Raw genomic sequence first — 19951 nt, 5'->3', positions numbered from 1 at the left:
GCCGCCAAAGGCGCAGGCCAGTGCCACGGTCTTTGCCAGCGTCTTGAGATGATGTTTTTCTTGCATGCTGCGTTCTCCTTGGATCGGTTAGGGGGAAGCCGGACTGTAGAGAGACAAGCCGGCCAGAGGAATGCGGACTTAACCCACCATCATCAGACTGGCGTTGCCGCCTGCCGCCGTGGTGTTGGTGGAGATGCTCACTTCTCGCAATAAATGTTCCTGCCGGTAGTGCTCTCCGTGGCGAATTTCTTCCGTGGTCAGTCCCTGCACCAGCAGCAGTGGGCCATTGCGTGTGCTCAGCTGCTGCTGCAGGGCCAGCAGGGCGTCGGTATCGCTCTCTACGAGCGCCGCCTGCACAGGCAGCTCGGCCAGCGTCTGTTCTGTCGCCCAGTGCAGTGCGGCCTGCTGTGCCTGCGCGTTGTCCGCTTGCCAGTTGCACACCAGGGTGTGCAGGAAAGGGCTGTCCTGCAGCAGCATGGTGTTGCCCGTCTTCTGGCAGGCCTGCCACTGGGCTTGCAGACCGTCTACGGTCTGGGGCATGCACCAGACCAGGCCACGGGGGCGCAGCAGGTACTGGTCGGTTTCGCCCGTGGGACCGTCGAGCATGAGCTGTTGCCCGGCCTCTATCTGCAGGCTGTGTGTGCCCTGTGCCGTGGGAATGGGCAGCTGCTCCAGCGCAGGTGCCTGGGCCAGCATGCGGAACAGGTACAGCGGGCCGCCCGCCTTGGGGCCGGTGCCTGACAGGCCTTCGCCGCCAAAGGGCTGCACACCAACCACGGCGCCGACGATGTTGCGGTTCACATAGATGTTGCCGGCATGGATGCGGCCAGACAGGCGGGCCACGGTTTCATCCAGGCGCGTATGCACGCCGAAAGTAAGGCCAAAGCCCAGGGCGTTGATCTGGTCGATGAGCGCATCCACGTCTTCCCGTGCATAGCGCAGCACGTGCAGCACGGGGCCAAAGACTTCGTGGCGAAGATCCTGTACCTGGCTCACCTCAATCAGCGTAGGGGCCACAAAGTAGCCATTGCGGCATTCCGGTGGCAGCTTCAGGCGGATGACCTTATGGCCCTTGTCCTGCATGGCAGCTACGTAGGCTTCAATGTCGGCCATGGCCTGCGGGTCAATGACGGGGCCTACGTCGGTGCACAGCTGGTCCGGGTTGCCTGTGCGCAGCTCCTGCATCGCGCCTTGCAGCATGTGCAGCACATGGTCTGCGCTGTCTTCCTGCAGGCACAACAGGCGCAGGGCAGAGCAGCGCTGACCTGCCGAGTCATAGGCAGACTGCAGTACATCGCCCACCACCTGCTCGGCCAGGGCCGAAGAATCCACCACCATGGCGTTGATGCCGCCAGTCTCGGCAATCAGTGGCACAGGCTTGCCATGGCTGCCCAGGCGCTGAGACAGCGTGCGGTGAATGTGCTGGGCCACGGGGTGGGAGCCGGTAAACACCACGGCGTCGGTATCAGGATGGGCCACCAGTGCCTGGCCGACGGTTTCGCCTTCGCCGGGCAGCAGTTGCAGCGCATGGGCAGGAATGCCAGCCTGGTGCAGCAGCTCCACGGCCTGCGTGGCAATCAGGCAGGTCTGCTCGGCAGGCTTGGCAATCACTGCATTGCCCGCAGCCAGCGCCGCGGCAATCTGGCCGGTAAAGATGGCCAGCGGGAAGTTCCAGGGGCTGATACAGACCACCACGCCGAGCGGGCGGTGTGAGTCGTTGTTGAGGTACTGCTCGGCCTGGCGTGCGTAGTAGCGCAGAAAGTCAATGGCTTCGCGCACTTCGGCAATGGCATTGGGCAAGGTCTTGCCTGCCTCGCGGCACAGCAGGGCCATGAGCGGCTGCATCTGTGCCTGCATCAGATCGGCTGCGCGGCTCAGTGCCTGTGCACGGGCGGTCACGGGCGTGGCCTGCCAGATCAGGGCGGCGTGCCGGGCCTGCGCCATGGCGGTGGCCACTTCGGCAGCCGTGGCCATGCGCACCTCGCCGATGACATCCTGCACATGGGCCGGATTGCGCACGGGCTGGGCGGGCAGGTGGGAGCCGTGGGGAGCGGCTGCGTGGATGGGCTTGACGCTGCTGAGCAGCGCTGCAGACAGCGAAGCCAGGCGCTGCTCATTGCTCAGATCCAGCCCGCTGGAATTGCTGCGGCCCTGCGCAGCGTAGAGCGCAGCTGGGCTGGGGATGCGGTCATGCGGACGGCCCAGTGGTGTGATGGCCTGTGCGGCAGCCACAGGGTCTGCCACCAGCTGGGCAATGGGCACGCTGTCGTCGCCAATCTGATGCACAAAGGAGCTGTTTGCACCGTTTTCCAGCAGGCGGCGCACCAGATAGGCCAGCAGGGTTTCGTGGCTGCCCACGGGGGCATAGATGCGGCAGGGGCGCGCCAGCTTGCCCTGCGTGATATCGCCCACGACTTCTTCATACAGCCCTTCGCCCATGCCGTGCAGGCACTGGAATTCGTACTGGCCGCGGTAGTAGTTATTGCCCGCCATGTGGTAGATGCTGGCCAGGGTGTGGGCGTTGTGTGTGGCGAACTGTGGGTAGATGGTCTCGGGCGCATCGAGCAGCTTGCGCGCGCAGGCGAGGTAGGACACATCGGTGTGCAGCTTGCGGGTGAAGACGGGGTAGTCTTCCAGCCCATCGACCTGGGCGCGCTTGATTTCCGTGTCCCAGTAAGCGCCCTTGACCAGACGGATCATGAGGCGGTGCTTGCTGCGGCGCGCCAGATCGATCAGCCAGTCCAGCACAAAGAAGGCGCGGCGCTGGTAGGCCTGCACCACAAAGCCAATGCCATTCCAGCCGGTAAGCGTTGGTGCAAAGCACAGCTGCTCCAGCAAATCGAGCGAGATGTCCAGCCGGTCTGCTTCTTCAGCGTCAATATTCAGGCCAATGTCGTACTGGCGTGCCAGCTCGGCCAGCCGCAGCAGGCGCGGGTACAGCTCGTGCATGACGCGCTCGCGCTGGGCACGGCTGTAGCGTGGGTGCAGGGCAGAGAGCTTGATGGAAATACCCGGGCCTTCGTAAATGCCCCGGCCCTGTGCAGCCTGGCCGATGGCGTGGATGGCCTGCTCGTAGGACTGCAGATAGCGCAGTGCGTCCTCCTCGGTGGTGGCGGCTTCGCCCAGCATGTCGTAGGAGTAGCGAAAGCCTTTGTCTTCGAGCTTGCGGCTGTTGGCCAGCGCCGCAGCAATGGTCTGGCCGGTCACGAACTGCTCGCCCATCATGCGCATGGCGGTGTTCACGCCCTGGCGAATCAGTGGCTCCCCACCCTTGGCAATCAGGCGGGTGAGGGCGCCGCCCAGTTTTTGCTCGCTGTGCACACTGACCAGCTTGCCCGTAATCATCAGCCCCCAGGTGGCGGCGTTCACGAACAGGGAAGGGGAGTCGGTATGCGACTTCCAGTCGCCCTTGCTGACCTTGTCGCGGATCAGCGCATCGCGCGTGGCGCGGTCGGGGATGCGCAGCAGGGCCTCGGCCAGACACATCAGGGCCACACCCTCCTGGCTGGAGAGTGAGTACTCCTGTACCAGTGCTTCGACGCCGGCGGTTTTTTTGTGGCGCTTGTCGCGCAGAGACTGCACCAGACGGGTGGCCAGCTGCTCTACGGCTTCAGGATTGGGGCTGGTGGCCGGAGCGATCAGCAGTGGCAGGCATTCGGTTTCCGGGCGGCGGTAGGCCGCCGTGATGGCTGCACGCAGCACGCTTTGGGGCTGTACATCCTGCGCCAGTGCATAGAACGGGGTATAGGGCTGTTGGGACTCACCAAGGGCCTCGGGTTCTACCTCTTCATGGCTGGAGGTAGCACCCAGGTACTCCAGTTCGGGCAGCGGCTTGCCCTGTTCGATGGCTTCCAGATAGCAGTGCAGTGCCTGCTTGTGCAGCCAGTGTGGGGTGCAGCCCAGCCGCTGTGCAGCAGCCTTGAGCCGGTCACGCATGCGTTCATCCACCTTGATGCCAATCGTTGTCGTAGCCATAACCACAGAACCCTTTTGAAGTGCGGCGATTCTGGAAGGTGCAACCTGTGGCTGGTATTGGGGTTTTACCCTGTCGGCAAACGTGCAACCTTTGGGTGATCGGGTTCATGCAAGCGCTGTGCCAGAGCGGTGGCTGAGTGTGCGGGCTGTCTCTGGAGTGCTATTAATAAAAGAGCTTCTGGCGCTTGATTTTTCTGCGATTGCAAATGTTTTGTGCTTGAATGGCTTGTGTAGCAAGCGCTAACTGCTATTTATTCGAAAGCCGAAAAAAGAAAAGGCTTCCAGTTGGAAGCCTTTGCTGCGATGGGTTGCGGTTACATGCCGCAACACGCATTACACGCGCTTGCGGTACTCGCCGGTACGTGTGTCGATTTCGATCTTGTCGCCCTGGTCCACGAACAGAGGCACAGCCACTTCGAAGCCGGTAGCGATCTTGGCAGGCTTCATCACCTTGCCGGAAGTGTCGCCCTTGACGGCAGGCTCAGTCCAGGTGATTTCGCGCACGATGGTGGTGGGCAGTTCGCAGGAGATGGCCTTGCCTTCGTAGAACACCACTTCAGCGGTCATGCCGTCTTCCAGGTAGTTCAGGGCGTCGCCCATGTTGGTGGCTTCCACTTCGTACTGGTTGTACTCTTCGTCCATCCACACGTACATGGGGTCTGCGAAGTAGGAGTAGGTGCACTCCTTCTTGTCCAGGATCACGTTGTCGATCTTGTCGTCGGCCTTGAACACGTTTTCTGTACCAAAGTTGCCGATCAGCGACTTCAGCTTCATACGCACGGTTGCAGCGCCACGGCCGCCACGAGCGTATTCAGTCTTCAGAACGATCATGGGGTCCTTGCCGTACATGATCACGTTGCCAACGCGGATTTCTTGAGCGATTTTCATAGCTTGCTTAGCGGGTTTGGTTGAAGCCGCTCAACACGGCAGGCAAGCATGTCGCTTCAGCGATCCAAGCAGAGGGCCTGCCGCATGTTCCGCGGCGGAGGTCTTGTCACGCAGCGCCGCGGTATGCAGCGCTGGCTATAGAAGATAAAGATGGGATTTTAGCTTTTTTCTGCCGCAAACGGTTGCAGCTGGCCAATCAAATCAGTTTGCTGCAGCAATCGCTGGCGCGCAGACCGTGCGCAGCTGTGCCATTCGTCCAGCAGTGCGGGGCTTAAAACGGGCAGGTTCTCAGGGGCAAGCATGCCGTTCCAGGCATGGTGAAAGCGGCGCAGGCTCTCGGGGGCATCCAGCCAGTCCAGAAAAGCATCCAGCTTGGCGTGGTGGGCATTGTCATGCTGCGGGTAGATGTGCCAGACAAAAGGCTGGCCCGCCCATAGCGCGCGCACCAGTGAATCTTCGCCGCGCACCAGATTCAGGTCGCAGGCCCAGAGCATGTCGTCAAACTCGCGCTGGCTGCGGGCTGGCAAAAAGCTGGTGGATAACCCATCTGGTGCGCCCAGCGCCTGCACGGCCGCTGTGGCCCGGCCTGGTGTTACCAGCAGGTGCGGCTGCCAGTCTGTGGTGGGCTGGCCCAGTTGCTGCAGCAGCTGCGGCAAGGCGGCAGGTTCATAGCAAAACAGCGAAACAGCTGTTGCCTGGGCAGCAATGTCGTGGGCGCTGCGCCAGGCATCGCGGTCAAACTGCGCCTGGCGCTCGTGCAGCTGCTGCTCGCGGATCAGGCCGCCGGTGCGTTCGGTAAAGCCGGGGTAGAAAAACCAGCGCGTCATGCCTTTGGCGGGGCCGGACATGATGAGCGATGGCAGGCGGTGGCAGCGCTCCACATAGTCTTCGGCAGACAGGTATTCCAGATTCACCAGCACGGGCTTGCGCGCGGCGCTGGCATGGTGCTGGGCCAGGGCTTGCAGATAAGCCTGTGGCGCTTCGCAGCCAAAGGCTTCAATCACTACATCAGGGTGTGCGGCATAGTGCGCGTCATAGGGCAGCACCTGCACGCCGGGTGCGCCCTGCGGAGCCATCCAAGCCAATGCACTGGCATCGTCAATGCGCAGCTGCACCTGCACGCCGCGTGCGGCCAGCTCTGCGGCCAGCCGCCAGCACACGCCAATGTCGCCATAGTTGTCTATGACCTGGCAGAAGATGTCCCAGCGGGGCTGGGTAGTGGCAGTGGCTGAAGCAGACATGGTGCGGCAGAGGGCAAACCTGAAGGAAACACAAGGCGGGCGATGGTAGCGCAGCTGCAAGGGCTCTGTGGCCGGTGCGTGATTGCGCGTTTCACAGTGAAATTGGCCGCTAGCGCCCATCTGGCAAGCGCAGGTAGCTATCACTTTAGAAATATAGGCCGTTGTTGCGTGGGTGCAGGTACAAACCGCCACAATGCAGCCATGTCGATTGTTGAGCATTCTCCAGAAATTCTGGCCCAGGTAGCGGCACTGCCTTCGCTGCCCGGTGTCTACCGCTACTTCGATGCAGCAGGCCAGCTGCTGTACGTGGGCAAGGCGCGAAATCTCAAGCGCCGGGTGAGCAGTTACTTTCAGAAAGACCATGGCGGTACACGCATTGGTCACATGGTCAGCAAGATTGCCCGGCTGGAGACCACGGTGGTGCGCAGCGAAGCTGAGGCACTGCTGCTGGAAAACAACCTCATCAAGACCCAGCACCCCAAGTACAACATTCTGTTTCGGGACGACAAGAGCTACCCCTACCTCAAGCTCACGGGCAATTCCGCGCACGATGGCGATGCGCGCGCTCCTGCCGAGCAGTGCTTTGCACGCATGGCCTACTACCGGGGCAGCACCGACAAAAAGCACCGCTACTTTGGCCCTTACCCCAGTGCCTGGGCGGTCAAGGAAAGCATCCAGCTGCTGCAGAAGGTGTTTCGCCTGCGCACCTGTGAAGACACGGTGTTTGCCAATCGCTCACGCCCCTGTCTGCTCTATCAGATCAAGCGTTGCTCCGGCCCCTGCGTGGATCTGATCAGTCCCGAGGACTACGCGGCGGACGTGCGCAATGCCGAGGCCATGCTGCGTGGCGAAACCCAGGCACTGCTGCAGCAGATGGAAGCGCGCATGATGGCGCACGCGGACAAGCTGGAGTTTGAAAAGGCAGCGGAAATCCGCAATCAGATGTCGGCACTGTCCAAGGTGCTGCACCAGCAGGCCATTGAAACCACGGACGACAAGGATGTGGACATCCTGGCGGTGAAGGTGCAGGGCGGTCGCGCCTGTGTGAACCTGGCCATGGTGCGCGGTGGCCGCCATCTGGGTGATAGGGCGTACTTCCCTTCGCAGCTGGACGATGCCATGGGCGTCTACGAGTCGGAAGACGCGGTGGAAAGCACGTCGGTAGAGGTGCGCGTGCTCGAGGCATTTCTGGCGCAGCACTATATGGATGTGCCCATTCCTCCGGTGCTGGTGCTCAGCGAGGTGGTGGATGTCAAGCTCATGCAGGCCCTGTCCGCGCAGGCGGGCTACAAGGTGGCCGCCGTGCATCAGCCGCGCGAGCAGCGCCGCATCTGGCTGGAGATGGCGCAGCAAAACGCAGCCATCCAGCTTGCACGTCTGCTGTCCGAAGAAGGCTCGCAGCAGGCACGCACCCGTGCGCTGGCCGAGGCACTGGACTTGCCGCAGGAGCGCCTGGAAGAGCTGAGCATCGAGTGCTTTGATATCTCGCACACCTCGGGCGAGAACACGCAGGCCTCCTGTGTGGTGTTCCATCACCACAAGATGCAAAGCAGTGAATACCGGCGCTTCAACATCACAGGCATTACGCAGGGCGACGACTATGCCGCCATGCGTCAGGTGCTCACACGCCGCTACAAGCCGGTGGCAGATGCCATTCAGGCCGCTGGTGGTGCAGAGCCGCAAGCCGGTGCACCGCGTCTGCCAGATCTGGTGCTGGTGGATGGCGGCAAGGGCCAGGTCAGCATGGCGCGTGAAGTGTTTACCGAGCTGGGCCTGGATATTTCACGTATCGTCGGTGTGGAAAAGGGCGAGGGCCGCAAGGTGGGGCTCGAAGAGCTGGTGTTTGCCGACGGCAGGCCCAAGGTCTATCTGGGGCATGACTCAGCAGCCCTGATGCTGGTGGCGCAGATTCGTGACGAGGCGCACCGCTTTGCCATCACCGGCATGCGGGCCCAGCGCGCCAAGGTGCGCGTGGGGCAGAGCAGTCTGGAAGAAATCCCGGGCGTGGGGCCCAAGCGCCGTGCACGCCTGCTGCAGCGCTTCGGTGGTGTGCGTGGCGTGGCCAATGCCAGCGTGGAAGACCTGATGACCGTTGAAGGTATCTCCGCCAGTCTGGCAGATGAAATTTACCGTGCCCTGCACTGAGTGCAGCACGCTTTCTGGACAGGCTTGCGTGCAAACTGCTTGAGCCGTGACACAATCGCAGCTATGTTTTTCACCATTCCCACCTTGATGACCTGGACGCGCATTGTTGCGATCCCTTTGATCGTCGGGGTGTTCTATGCACCATTTGCGCCTGAGACACGCAATCTGATTGCGGCGTTGATGTTTGTCATTTTTGCCCTCACAGACTGGCTCGATGGCTTTCTGGCACGGCGGCTGAACCAGACGTCCTCGTTTGGTGCATTCCTGGATCCCGTGGCTGACAAGTTCCTGGTGTGTGCTTCCCTGCTGGTGCTGGTGCATCTGCAGCGTGCCGATGTGTTTGTGGCGCTGATCATTATTGGCCGTGAAATTGCCATCTCTGCGCTGCGCGAGTGGATGGCTCAGATCGGTGCCAGCAAGAGCGTGGCCGTGCACATGATCGGCAAGGTGAAAACCACGGTGCAGATGGTCGCCATCCCGCTGCTGCTGTTCCATGGTCAGCTGCTGGGTGTGGATGCGCAGTTTCTGGGCTCCATCCTGATCTGGGTGGCAGCCGTGCTGACCGTCTGGTCCATGGTCTACTACATGCAAAAGGCCATTCCTGAGATCAAAAGCCGCGTCAAGCATTGATCTGTGCGGGGTAAGAGGCAGATAGTCTGTGCGCATTCCCTGCATCCGGAGCTTTCTTATTGCCTGAAAGGCTGCAGGCGTGTACAACCCTTCTGTGGTTTCTTGAGGCGCTTGGGCTGAGGACTGTCTGCCTGTGTGAAGGCTTGCTTCGCAGGCGGCAGCAAGGAAAAAATTTTCACGGTTTTCCCAAAACACCCAAGAAACCTGACTAGAATCTCGCCTTGTCGCTGATAAGCACCATCTGGTGTGAACCTTCTATGAAGGTGTCGTCGCAAAGGCGCTCTGCAACCATTTACTGAGAGGCATCTTGTGAATAAGACTGAACTGATTGAGCACATCGCAAACAACGCCGATATCTCCAAGGCTGCCGCAGCACGTGCGCTGGAATCGACGATCGATGCTGTGAAGAAAACCCTGAAAAAGGGCGGTACGGTTTCCCTGGTTGGCTTCGGTACCTTTGCAGTTGGTAAGCGCGCAGCACGCACTGGTCGTAACCCACGTACCGGTGATGCCATCAAGATCAAGGCTGCCAAAGTGCCAAAGTTCCGTCCCGGCAAGGCACTGAAGGACGCTGTTAACTGATCCAAAGAATTTGACAGTGGGTGCTTAGCTCAGTTGGTAGAGCGGCGCCCTTACAAGGCGTAGGTCAGCGGTTCGACCCCGTTAGCACCCACCACCCCACTGTCCAAGCATTTAGCTGTCTAAATGCTTTTTTATTTCACAGCGGGTGCTTAGCTCAGTTGGTAGAGCGGCGCCCTTACAAGGCGTAGGTCAGCGGTTCGACCCCGTTAGCACCCACCATTCGCTGTGAGGTATCCCTGCAATCGGATACCACCTGTTTGAGAGATTGCAGTGGGTGCTTAGCTCAGTTGGTAGAGCGGCGCCCTTACAAGGCGTAGGTCAGCGGTTCGACCCCGTTAGCACCCACCACTTCAATCCACCCGAAAGCACCTTGTACGAAAGTCAAGGTGCTTTTTTGTTGTTCATGTGCTGGGCTGTCACTTTGTCGGCAAATCACCCATGTCCGCGAAGTGCATTCCAGGGCGCAGCGAGTAGAATCCTCGGGTTTACTTTTCGGTTCGCGTGCTGCCGTCTGTCTGGAAGGCGGCGCAATCCCCATCTAAAAGGCGAGCGAGAGTTCGCCTTTTTTGTCTGCATCCTCTGAAAGACTGACTATGCTCGAATCAATCCGCAAGCATTCCAAGTTCGTCATGATCTTGTTGTTCTTGCTGATCATTCCCTCGTTCATTTTTTTTGGCGTTGACCAAAGTTACTTCTCCGTCGCCAGTCCGACGGTAGCGCGTGTGGATGGGCAGGAGATTACCCAGAACGACTGGGACAACATGCATCGCTATGAAAGCGATCGCTTGCGTGCCGAAAACCCCAATATTGATGCCAAGTTGCTGGACTCGCCTGAAGCGCGCTATGCCACACTGGAGCGCATGGTCCGCGATCGTGTCATGCAGGTTGCGGCACAGAAGATGCACCTGCTGACCAGCGATGCCGCGCTGGCTCGTGCTCTGCAGGAAGTGCCTGCCATTGCCAGCCTGCGCAAGCCTGATGGCACGCTGGATGCAGACGGCTACCGTGCACTGCTGGCCATGCAGGGCATGACGCCAGAAGGCTTTGAAGCCTCCCTGCGTCGTGACATGTCTCTGGGCCAGGTGCTGGGCAATGTGATGAATACCGCATTTGCAACGCCTGCTGTGGCTGATATCGCCATGGATGCCTTCCTGCAGCGCCGTGAAATTCAGGTGGCGCAGTTCCTGTCCAAGGACTTTGCAGCCAAGGTGCAGGTAAACGATGAAGCCCTCAAGGCTTTCTATGAAAGCCACAAGGATCTGTTCCAGCAGGCTGAGCAGGCCAAGGTCGAATATGTGGTGCTGGATCTGGAGGCTGTGCGCGACGGCATCGAACTGAACGAAGCTGACCTGCAGACCTATTACAAGGAAAACGCTTCTCGCCTGACGGATGAGAAGGAAGAGCGCCGTGCCCGCCACATTCTGCTCAATGCGCCACGCAGCATGTCTGCAGACGAGCGTGAAGCAGTCAAGGCCAAGGCACAGGGTATTGCTGATGAACTGAAGAAAGATCCCTCGCGTTTTGCAGAGGTGGCCAAGGCTGAGTCGCAGGACTCCGGCTCTGCGGCTTCCGGTGGCGATCTGGGCTTCTTCTCGCGTGGCGCCATGGTGCCTGAGTTCGAGCAGGTGGCCTTTACCCTCCAGAACGGTCAAGTCAGTGATGTGGTGGAAAGCGAATTTGGCTACCACGTGATTCAGGTCACTGACGTCAAGGAACCCAAGGTTCCCAGCTTTGAATCTGTGCGCGAAAAGATTGTCAACGACCTCAAGGATCAGCAGGCGCAGCGCAAGTTTGCGGAAGTGGCCGAGCAATTTGCCAGCATCGTGTTCGAGCAGCCTGATAGCCTGCAGCCTGTCATCGACAAGCTGGGTCTGAAGCTGCACACCGCCGATGGTGTAACCCGCGATCCTCAGCCTGAAGCACAGGGTGCACTGGCCAGCAAGGATTTCCTGGATGCCCTGTTTACAGCGGATAGCCTGGAGAACAAGCGCAACACCGATGCCGTGGACGTTGGCACCAACCAGATGGCTTCTGGCCGTGTGGTGAGCTACCAGCCTGCCAAGCAGCTGAGCTTCGATGAAGTGGCCGACCGTGTGAAGAACCTGTATGTGGAGCAGCAGTCTGCCGTGCTGGCCCGCGAAGCGGGTGAAGCTGCGCTCAAGGAATGGCAGGCTGATGCCGCCAAGGCCCAGGGATTGTCGCCTGCCATCGTGGTGTCGCGCGAGCAGACCCATGGCCAGCCCGTGTCCGTGGTCAATGCCGCTTTGCAGGCCAAGACCGACGTTCTGCCTTCCTGGTCGGGCGTGAGCCTGGGTGATGAGGGCTATGCCGTGGTCAAGCTTGAAAAAGTACTGCCTTCTGAAGAAAGAAATGCGCAAATTGCCCGTCAGGCACTGCTGCAGTATGTACAATTGTTTGCTTCTGCAGAAGGCGCTGCCTACTACGAACTGCTCAAGAAGAAATTCGACGTTCAGTTTAAGGTGGATCGCCCTTGAAGCAAAAAATTTATAGCGCGTTTTCCTGAGGTACTCGAAAACACGCTATAATTTGAATCTCTACGGTGGCTGTAGCTCAGTTGGTAGAGTCCAGGATTGTGATTCCTGTTGTCGTGGGTTCGAGCCCCATCAGCCACCCCAAAATTTGCAAAACCCGCCTGCGCTCAGGCGGGTTTTTAACCTCTACATGGTGGCTGTAGCTCAGTTGGTAGAGTCCAGGATTGTGATTCCTGTTGTCGTGGGTTCGAGCCCCATCAGCCACCCCAAACAAAAAAGCCCTAGGTTCAACGCCTGGGGCTTTTGTTTTTTGTGCTTCTCAGTGCTGCATGCCGCACGACATGTGTGACAGTGCGACAGGCGTGGTACGCGGCCTGTCATGCATGAAGCCGCAGCACTATGCGGCGATCAGCGCCTGATTGCGGCCATTGCGCTTGCAGGCGTACAGCGCGGAATCTGCCTTGCGCAGCAGGGCGGTATGGTCTTCAATGGTTTCAGAGGTCGCCACCCCCAGCGAAATGGTGAAGCCGCCAATGACTGGGTCATCGTGGCTGGCAACGGTGCTGCGAATGCGCTCTGCCAGGTCAAGGGCTGCACTGGGTGGGCAGTCGGGCAGAATGATCAGAAACTCTTCGCCACCCCAGCGCACCACGGTATCGCCACTGCGCACGCTGGCACTGAGCAGGCTTGCGCAGCGCCGCAGTACATGGTCACCCGTTTCATGGCCAAAGCGGTCATTGACCTGCTTGAAGTTGTCGATGTCACACAGGATCAGTGCATAGTGGCTTTGGCGCATTTGTGCATTCTGGCTGCACAGCTGCAGCTGCGTTTCACCAGCGCGCCGGTTGAGCAGGCCGGTGAGTGCATCGTGGTACGCCTGCTGGCGCAGCTCTCTGGTGTGCGTCACCAGCGCGGTCACGTCCTTGCTCACGCTCACGTAGTGTGAGATGGCTCCATGTTCATCCTTGATGGGTGAGATGGTTTGCGCGGCGTAGTACAGCGAGCCGTTTTTGTGGCGATTGGTGAAGGTGTTCCGGTAGCTGCTGCCTTGCTGCAAGGCAGCACGCAGCTGGTTGTAAAACGCTGGCGTATGCTGGCCCGACTGCAGAAACTGTGGTGTTCGCCCCAGCACTTCTGCACTGCTGTAACCCGTCTGCTGCTCAAAGGCATGGTTCACAAACAGGATGTGTGCCTGGTGGTCGGCAATCAGAACGGCATCATGCGTGGCGTCCAGCGCTTTGGCCAGCAAGGCCTGGCGCTGTTCAGCACGCACCCTGGCGGTGATGTCCTGCTGCACGGAGACATAAGCCTGTATCTGCCCGCTTGCATCCCGCACCGGAGAGATATTCCACTCCACCAGGTATGCGCTGCCATCCTTGCGGTAGTTAAACGTTGAGCCCTGGAAGAACTCCCCGTTCTGCAGGCATTGGCGCAGATGCTGTATGACCTTGGGATCTGTGAGCGGGCCTTGCAGAATCCGGGGCGACTGGCCCAGAAGTTCCTCCGCGCTGTAGCCCGTCATGGCTGCAAAGGCACGGTTGCAGTAAGTGATGCAAGGGCCTTGGCTGCTGTGATCTGCGTTGGTGATGACAACGGCGTTGAATGACTGGTCAACGGCAGCCTGCAATAAATGGGACGTGGGCGTTAGGGCTGCAATGCTTGCTGTCACGATCAATGGGATGCTTGAATGTAAATATTTGTTTCAAATCATACCAAAGCAGCACCAGCAATTTTTGTAGGAGAAGACTGCGATCACCACTGCAGATAGCAGCCGCACAAACAAAGCGAGCCAGGTTCGAGATATTGATTCGAATCTGGCTCTAAGGCTTATGGATCTAGCGCTGAAAGCTATCAATTTTCCAGGTTGCCCACCATCTTTCCGGGCACCACCCACTGGTCAAACTGTTGCGCTGTCAAAAAGCCGCTGGCAATCGCTGCTTCACGCAGGCTGCTGCCTTCCTTGTGTGCCTTCTTGGCGATCAGGGCGGCCTTGTCGTAGCCGATGTGCGGGTTCAGGGCAGTGACCAGCATCAGCGAGCGCTCCACCAGTTCTTCAATGCGCTCCTTGTGCGGCTCAATGCCTGTGGCGCAGTGCTCGTTAAAGCTCAGCATGCCATCGGCCAGCAGGCGCACGCTTTGCAGGAAGTTGTGGGCCACCATGGGGCGGAAAACGTTCAGCTCAAAGTTGCCAGAAGCGCCGCCAAAGTTGATGGCAACGTCGTTGCCAAACACCTGGGCGCAGAGCATGGTCATGGCTTCGCACTGCGTGGGGTTGACCTTGCCGGGCATGATGGATGAGCCGGGCTCATTTTCAGGAATGGTGATTTCACCCAGGCCGCTGCGTGGGCCGGAAGCCAGCCAGCGTACATCGTTGGCAATCTTCATCAGACTTGCCGCCAGTGTCTTGAGTGCGCCATGGGCATGTACCAGCGCGTCGCAGGAAGCCAGTGACTCAAACTTGTTGGGCGAAGTCACAAACGGGTAGCCCGTCATCTGGGCCAGCTCGTGCGCTACCCCTTCGGCATAGCCTTTCGGGGCATTCAGGCCCGTACCTACGGCGGTGCCGCCCAAGGCCAGTTCATGCAGGTGTGGCAGTGCCGCGCGCACATGGCGTTCACCATGCGCCAGTTGTGCCACCCAGCCAGAAATTTCCTGACCCAGTGTGAGCGGCGTTGCATCCTGCAGGTGGGTACGGCCAATCTTCACGATGTCTGCAAAAGCCTCGCTCTTGGCCTGCAGCGTGCTGCGCAGGGTGGCAATGGCGGGCAGCAACCGGGTTTCAATGGCCGTGACGGCCGCCACATGCATGGCCGTGGGGAAGACGTCATTGCTGGACTGGCTCTTGTTGACGTCGTCATTGGGGTGGATCAGCCGGGCTTCGCCGCGTTCACCGCCGAGGATTTCACTGGCACGGTTGGCCAGCACCTCGTTGACGTTCATATTGGTCTGCGTGCCGGAGCCGGTTTGCCAGACCACCAGCGGAAATTCATCCGGGTGCTGGTCTGCCAGTACTTCGTCGGCAGCTGCAATGATGGCCTTGGCTTTTTTTGCATCCAGCAGCCCCAGCGCACAGTTCACAGTGGCACTGGCTTTTTTCACCTGAGTCAGCGCGTGAATGATTTCATGTGGCTGACGCTCACCGCTGATCTTGAAGTTGTGCAGTGAACGCTGGGTCTGTGCGCCCCAGAGCTTATCGGCAGGCACAGCGATGGGGCCGAAGCTGTCTTGTTCCAGGCGGGTGGCAGTCATGGATGCGTACTCCTGTTGTCTGTGCGGCATGGGTGGTGCACATGGCGCTGCCGCCACAAAGTGCTGCCGCAGATGTGAGAGATAGAGTCCACATGGTAGCGCAGTAGTTGAGAGTTATTCTCAATAGCAGCGATAGAGGATGGACTACAGCACCGGGCTCATCATGGCCAGCAGGTTGTTCCAGATGTGCAGCCACCATGGCCAGGCCTTCAGGTCTTTGAGCGTCACGGGGTGCGACTGTGCCATGTAGTCATCCTGGCGCTGGCGCACGGCGGCCGTGATGGCCGCGTCCTGCAGCAGGATGTTGTTTTCAAAGTTCAGGTCAAAGCTGCGCAGGTCCAGATTGGTGGAGCCAAGCAGCGTCACCTGCCCGTCCACGCACAGTGTTTTGGCGTGCAGCAGGCCGGGGGTGAACTCATGGATTTGTACCCCAGCCGTGAGCAGGCGCTGGTAGTAGCTGCGGCTGGCTGCGGCCACAAAGGCAGAGTCATTGCGCGCCGGAAAGATCATGCGCACGGTCACGCCCCGCCAGGCGGCTGCGCACAGGGCGTCCAGCACCGTGGCATCGGGCACAAAGTAGGGGGTAGAAATCACCACCTCCTGCTGCGCACAGGCCAGCAGCTGCAGCATCAGCTGCGAGGTGGAGCGGGCACGCTCCGTTGGGCCTTCGGCAATCACCACGGCGGCAAAGCCGCTGTCTTCTGCGCAAGGCAGGGGGGGAGGTTCTGGGGGGGGAAAGGGCTGGGCCTCCGACTGGTTCCAGTCGCTGGCAAACACCCACTGCATCTGCGCCACCACAGGGCCTTGCACACGCAGCATGATGTCCACCCAGGGCGCAAACCTGGCCTTGGGCAAAAAAGCCTCGTCAGCACAGTTCTGGCTGCCGCAATAGGTGATCTGGCGGTCAATGATGGTGATCTTGCGGTGGTTGCGCAGGTCAATGCGGCTGGTCAGCAGCACGCGTATCGGGTGGCTCAGGGGCAGGGCCACAGCCACTTCCACGCCAGCGGCTTCCATGGCTTTCCACAGTGGCGAGTGCACCAGTGCACGCGAGCCCAGACCATCAACCATGGCACGGCACTTCACCCCGCGCTGGGCGGCGCGAATCAGCGCCTGGGCAATGTTGCGGCCGGTTTCGTCGTCCAGCCAGATGTAGTAGAGCACATGAATTTCGTGCTGTGCCGCATCCATGTCCTGCAGCATGCGCGCGCGGGCCGTAGCGCCATCGGCCATCAGTTCGGCGCAGTGGCCCTTGCTGGGCAGAAAGCCGTTGATAGACGCCGCATAGCCAAAGGCGCTGTGCCAGGGGCGGTCAATCGTGTGCAGCATCTCCTGCTGCACCGTCTGCGCATTCGGCATGGGAGTCTGCATGTGGCGCAGCATGTAGTCGCGCACTTTCCGGTGGCGAGCACGCCCGCCACGGCGCAGGGCGACCTCACCGAACAGAAAGTACAGCACACAGCTGATGACCGGCAGCAGCACCACGGTGACGAGCCAGCCCATGCGAACATCGGGGCGCAGATCGGTACGCCAGAGAATGCGCAGACCCAGCCCGACGACTACAAGCAAATGCAAGACCAGAAGAATCCATGTCATGGGCAGCAGCATACCGTGCTGCAGGCGGCTTCCTGCATTGCATGTGATCGCGCAGTCATGCAAGAGCAATCGTCGAGTCCTATATAAGACTTGTCAGATTTGCTGCGCAGCAGGCTCCGGATGCGCTGATAATCAACAGGATTTTTTTCCGCGCAACCCGCGCAATAACAAACCTGAGAAGCTCCACGATGACCACCTCCATCCGACAGCAAGACCTGATCGACTCGATCGCAGGTGCGCTCCAGTACATCAGCTACTACCACACCCCGGATTTCATCCAGCACCTGGCGCGCGCCTATGAGCGTGAGCAAAGCCCTGCGGCCAAGGATGCGATGGCGCAGATCCTGACGAACTCGAAGATGTCGGCCACGGGCCAGCGTCCTATCTGTCAGGACACCGGCATCGTCAACGTGTTCCTGAAGGTGGGTATGGATGTGAAGTGGGACGGCTTCACCATGGGCCTGGAAGACGCCATCAACGAAGGCGTGCGCCGTGCCTACAACCACCCCGCAAACACCCTGCGTGCTTCGGTGGTGGCAGACCCTCACTTCAAGCGCAAGAACACCAAGGACAACACGCCTGCCGTCATCAACGTGCAGATCGTGCCGGGTAACACCGTGGAAGTGACCGTAGCGGCCAAGGGCGGCGGCTCCGAGAACAAGTCCAAGATGATCATGATGAACCCCAGCGACGATCTGGTGGAATGGGTGCTCAAGACCATCCCCACCATGGGCGCTGGCTGGTGCCCACCCGGCATGATCGGTATCGGTATTGGCGGCACGGCAGAAAAAGCGGTTCTGCTGGCCAAGGAAAGCCTGATGGAAGAGCTGAACATGTACCAGCTCCAGGAAAAGGCAGCCTCCGGTGCTGAGCTGGACGACGTGGAAAAGCTGCGTCTGGAGCTGTACGAAAAAATCAACGCACTGGGTATTGGTGCGCAGGGCCTGGGCGGCCTGACCACCGTGCTGGACGTGAAGATCAACATGTACCCCACGCACGCTGCCTCCAAGCCCGTGGCCATGATCCCCAACTGCGCAGCTACCCGCCACGCCCACTTTGTGCTGGACGGCTCTGGCCCCGTGTACCTGGATCCACCCTCCATGGACACCTGGCCCAAGCTGGACTGGGCGCCTGACTACAACAAGTCCAAGCGCGTAGACCTGAACACCCTGACCAAGGAAGAAGTGGCTTCCTGGAAGCCCGGCGACACCCTGCTGCTCAACGGCAAGATGCTCACCGGCCGTGACGCTGCCCACAAGCGCATTCAGGACATGCTGGCCAAGGGCGAGCAGCTGCCTGTGGACTTCACCAACCGCGTGATCTACTACGTTGGCCCCGTGGACCCCGTGGGCGACGAAGTGGTCGGCCCCGCAGGCCCTACCACTGCCACCCGCATGGACAAGTTCACCGACATGATGCTGGAAAAGACCGGCCTGATCGCCATGGTCGGCAAGGCCGAGCGCGGCCCCGTGGCCATCGACAGCATCAAGAAGCACCAGTCGGCCTACCTGATGGCCGTGGGCGGTGCAGCCTATCTGGTCTCCAAGGCCATCAAGCATTCCAGGGTGGTCGGCTTTGAAGACCTGGGCATGGAAGCCATCTACGAATTTGACGTGGTGGACATGCCCGTGACCGTGGCGGTGGACGCCGGCGGCACCAGCGCCCACATCACCGGCCCTGCCATCTGGAAGGAAAAGATTGCTACCGGTGAATTCAAGGGTATCACCGTTGCAGGTGCCTGAAGCACCAGCGCTTCGGCCCTGAAAGACCCAAACCGCCTTCGGGCGGTTTTTTTGTTTCACGATGACTCCAGTACCGCATTTCGCTGGACTACGCCAAGGCTCGATACAGCAGGTTTATCAATCACTTAGGCGAGTTCAATATATGCCGGTGCTTTCCGAAACTTGACCCAGCTTCCCCTCGCGTGGCTCCCATGCGGCTCTTGGAAACCGGGCTTTCCGAGGAGTCATCATGGCGAAGATCAAGCTCACCAAGTCCGCAGTCGATGCGGCACAACCTCAAGACAAGGCCATCGAACTGCGAGATACCGTGGTGCCTGGCTTCCTGTGCAAGATCACCCCGGCGGGCCGCAAGGTGTTCATGCTCCAGTACCGCACGAATGCCGGCGAGCGCCGCAAACCCGCCCTGGGCCAGTACGGGGAACTGACGGTCGATCAGGCGCGCACGATGGCGCAGGAGTGGCTGGCCGAGGTGCGCAAAGGCGGCGACCCCAGCGCGGCCAAGAACGCCGCCCGCAAGGCGCCGACCATGAAGGAGTTTTGCCACACCTTCATGGAGGACTACTCCAAGCAGCGCAACAAGCCCAGCACCCAGCGCGGCTATCAGGGCGTCATTGACCGCTGCATCATCCCGATCATGGGCCGGATGAAGGTGCAGGACGTGAAGCGCCCGGACGTGGCCGCGCTGATGAAGAAGCTGGCCTACAAGCAGGCCGAGGCAAATCGAACCTTCGGCGTGCTGCGCAAGATGTTCAACCTGGCCGAAGTGTGGGGGCTGCGCCCGGACGGCACGAATCCGTGCCGCCACGTCCCGATGTACCCACCCGGCAAGGAAACCCGACTCATCGTGGACGATGAACTGGTGCGGATCTTTCGTCAGTTGGAACACCTGGAGGCGGAAGGACTGGAGAACTACGTCATCCCCTTGGCGATCCGCCTGCAGTTCGAGTTCGCCGCCCGCCGCTCCGAAATCTGCTCGCTCGAATGGGATTGGATTGATTTGGAGAATCGGCGGGTCGTCTGGCCCGATAGCAAGACGGGTGGGATTTCCAAGCCCATGAGTGAGGAAGCCTATCGGCTGCTGTCCACCGCGCCACGCCGGGACGGCTGCCCCTACGTCCTCCCGTCGCCCAACGACACGACCCGTCACATGACCTACGGTGAGCACTACGGCGGCTGGACGCGCGTGCTCAAGGCTGCCGGTGTCCCGCACGTCGGTACGCACGGCATCCGCCACCGTGCGACGACCGATATTGCCAATTCGGGCGTGCCGACCAAGGTGGGCATGAATCAGCACCGGCCCCAAGCCGTTCCGCCTTGGGGCCGGTGGTCAAAAATCCGGTCGCGGCAGTGGCCGCGCTCGGTTGGACATCCACAGCCCTAAACCGCCACGCCGCCACCTTCGGTCAGGCGA

General features: G+C 60.2%; 12 protein-coding genes and 5 tRNA genes. 11 read left to right on the top strand and 6 right to left on the bottom strand.

Features of this window, described 5'->3' with window-relative positions:
- Positions 1–138: 138 nt before the first annotated feature.
- From putA to earP, 3 genes are all read right to left on the bottom strand, one after another.
- On the bottom strand, positions 139–3975 hold the full coding sequence (gene putA / locus F7P80_RS06655) for a trifunctional transcriptional regulator/proline dehydrogenase/L-glutamate gamma-semialdehyde dehydrogenase (RefSeq protein WP_151043512.1): 3837 nt from the start codon (positions 3973–3975) through the stop codon (positions 139–141).
- 333 nt (positions 3976–4308) lie between these two features.
- On the bottom strand, positions 4309–4863 hold the full coding sequence (gene efp, locus F7P80_RS06650) for an elongation factor P (protein ID WP_054065529.1): 555 nt from the start codon (positions 4861–4863) through the stop codon (positions 4309–4311).
- Positions 4864–5021: 158 nt separating this feature from the next.
- A complete protein-coding gene (earP, locus tag F7P80_RS06645) occupies positions 5022–6104 on the bottom strand; it encodes an elongation factor P maturation arginine rhamnosyltransferase EarP (protein WP_151043510.1) in 1083 nt (360 codons plus the stop codon).
- A gap of 201 nt (positions 6105–6305) precedes the next feature.
- Here earP and uvrC point away from each other — a divergent pair, with 201 nt between their 5' ends.
- From uvrC to F7P80_RS06600, 9 genes are all read left to right on the top strand, one after another.
- The gene (gene uvrC, locus F7P80_RS06640) at positions 6306–8249 is read left to right on the top strand and encodes an excinuclease ABC subunit UvrC (RefSeq protein WP_151043508.1); all 1944 of its coding nucleotides are present in this window, start codon (positions 6306–6308) and stop codon (positions 8247–8249) included.
- A gap of 63 nt (positions 8250–8312) precedes the next feature.
- A complete protein-coding gene (gene pgsA / locus F7P80_RS06635; protein ID WP_151043506.1) occupies positions 8313–8879 on the top strand; it encodes a CDP-diacylglycerol--glycerol-3-phosphate 3-phosphatidyltransferase in 567 nt (188 codons plus the stop codon).
- A gap of 309 nt (positions 8880–9188) precedes the next feature.
- Positions 9189–9461: an HU family DNA-binding protein gene (locus F7P80_RS06630; RefSeq protein ID WP_054065527.1), complete on the top strand. Its 273-nt coding sequence runs from the start codon at positions 9189–9191 to the stop codon at positions 9459–9461.
- 18 nt (positions 9462–9479) lie between these two features.
- Positions 9480–9555, top strand: a tRNA-Val gene (locus tag F7P80_RS06625).
- A gap of 49 nt (positions 9556–9604) precedes the next feature.
- Positions 9605–9680, top strand: a tRNA-Val gene (locus tag F7P80_RS06620).
- A 53-nt stretch (positions 9681–9733) separates the two neighbouring features.
- Positions 9734–9809, top strand: a tRNA-Val gene (locus tag F7P80_RS06615).
- A 245-nt stretch (positions 9810–10054) separates the two neighbouring features.
- Positions 10055–11956 carry a SurA N-terminal domain-containing protein gene (locus F7P80_RS06610; protein ID WP_054065843.1) on the top strand — a complete coding sequence of 634 codons (1902 nt, stop codon included), beginning with the start codon at positions 10055–10057 and terminating at the stop codon, positions 11954–11956.
- A gap of 65 nt (positions 11957–12021) precedes the next feature.
- Positions 12022–12097: transfer RNA gene (locus F7P80_RS06605), tRNA-His, on the top strand.
- 49 nt (positions 12098–12146) lie between these two features.
- Positions 12147–12222, top strand: a tRNA-His gene (locus tag F7P80_RS06600).
- A 128-nt stretch (positions 12223–12350) separates the two neighbouring features.
- Here the strand turns inward: F7P80_RS06600 and F7P80_RS06595 are convergent.
- The 3 genes from F7P80_RS06595 to cls form a co-directional block, all read right to left on the bottom strand.
- Positions 12351–13622 carry a sensor domain-containing diguanylate cyclase gene (locus F7P80_RS06595; protein WP_249041401.1) on the bottom strand — a complete coding sequence of 424 codons (1272 nt, stop codon included), beginning with the start codon at positions 13620–13622 and terminating at the stop codon, positions 12351–12353.
- 182 nt (positions 13623–13804) lie between these two features.
- Positions 13805–15202: a class II fumarate hydratase gene (gene fumC, locus F7P80_RS06590; RefSeq protein WP_058880258.1), complete on the bottom strand. Its 1398-nt coding sequence runs from the start codon at positions 15200–15202 to the stop codon at positions 13805–13807.
- Between the two features lie 144 nt (positions 15203–15346).
- Positions 15347–16798: a cardiolipin synthase gene (gene cls, locus F7P80_RS06585; protein ID WP_151043504.1), complete on the bottom strand. Its 1452-nt coding sequence runs from the start codon at positions 16796–16798 to the stop codon at positions 15347–15349.
- 188 nt (positions 16799–16986) lie between these two features.
- Between cls and F7P80_RS06580 the strand changes: the two genes are divergently transcribed.
- Together F7P80_RS06580 and F7P80_RS06575 are read left to right on the top strand one after the other, a co-directional pair.
- Positions 16987–18540, top strand: coding sequence for a fumarate hydratase (locus tag F7P80_RS06580; RefSeq protein ID WP_151043502.1), 1554 nt, complete (start codon positions 16987–16989; stop codon positions 18538–18540).
- Positions 18541–18769: 229 nt separating this feature from the next.
- On the top strand, positions 18770–19921 hold the full coding sequence (locus tag F7P80_RS06575; protein WP_151043500.1) for a tyrosine-type recombinase/integrase: 1152 nt from the start codon (positions 18770–18772) through the stop codon (positions 19919–19921).
- Positions 19922–19951: the final 30 nt, after the last annotated feature.

This window comes from Comamonas kerstersii, assembly GCF_008801935.1.
GTDB classification, from domain to species: domain Bacteria; phylum Pseudomonadota; class Gammaproteobacteria; order Burkholderiales; family Burkholderiaceae_C; genus Comamonas; species Comamonas kerstersii.
Note: the sequence above shows the minus strand (reverse complement) of the source record. Positions and strands in the feature narration are given on the sequence as shown.

Bases quoted from the DNA above. Each gene is read 5' to 3' on its own strand.
- putA (WP_151043512.1), bottom strand. From the start codon at position 3,975: ATGGCTACGACAACGATTGGCATCAAGGTGGATGAACGCATGCGTGAC.
- efp (WP_054065529.1), bottom strand. From the start codon at position 4,863: ATGAAAATCGCTCAAGAAATCCGCGTTGGCAACGTGATCATGTACGGC.
- earP (WP_151043510.1), bottom strand. From the start codon at position 6,104: ATGTCTGCTTCAGCCACTGCCACTACCCAGCCCCGCTGGGACATCTTC.
- uvrC (WP_151043508.1), top strand. From the start codon at position 6,306: ATGTCGATTGTTGAGCATTCTCCAGAAATTCTGGCCCAGGTAGCGGCA.
- pgsA (WP_151043506.1), top strand. From the start codon at position 8,313: ATGTTTTTCACCATTCCCACCTTGATGACCTGGACGCGCATTGTTGCG.
- F7P80_RS06610 (WP_054065843.1), top strand. From the start codon at position 10,055: ATGCTCGAATCAATCCGCAAGCATTCCAAGTTCGTCATGATCTTGTTG.
- fumC (WP_058880258.1), bottom strand. From the start codon at position 15,202: ATGACTGCCACCCGCCTGGAACAAGACAGCTTCGGCCCCATCGCTGTG.
- cls (WP_151043504.1), bottom strand. From the start codon at position 16,798: ATGACATGGATTCTTCTGGTCTTGCATTTGCTTGTAGTCGTCGGGCTG.
- F7P80_RS06580 (WP_151043502.1), top strand. From the start codon at position 16,987: ATGACCACCTCCATCCGACAGCAAGACCTGATCGACTCGATCGCAGGT.
- F7P80_RS06575 (WP_151043500.1), top strand. From the start codon at position 18,770: ATGGCGAAGATCAAGCTCACCAAGTCCGCAGTCGATGCGGCACAACCT.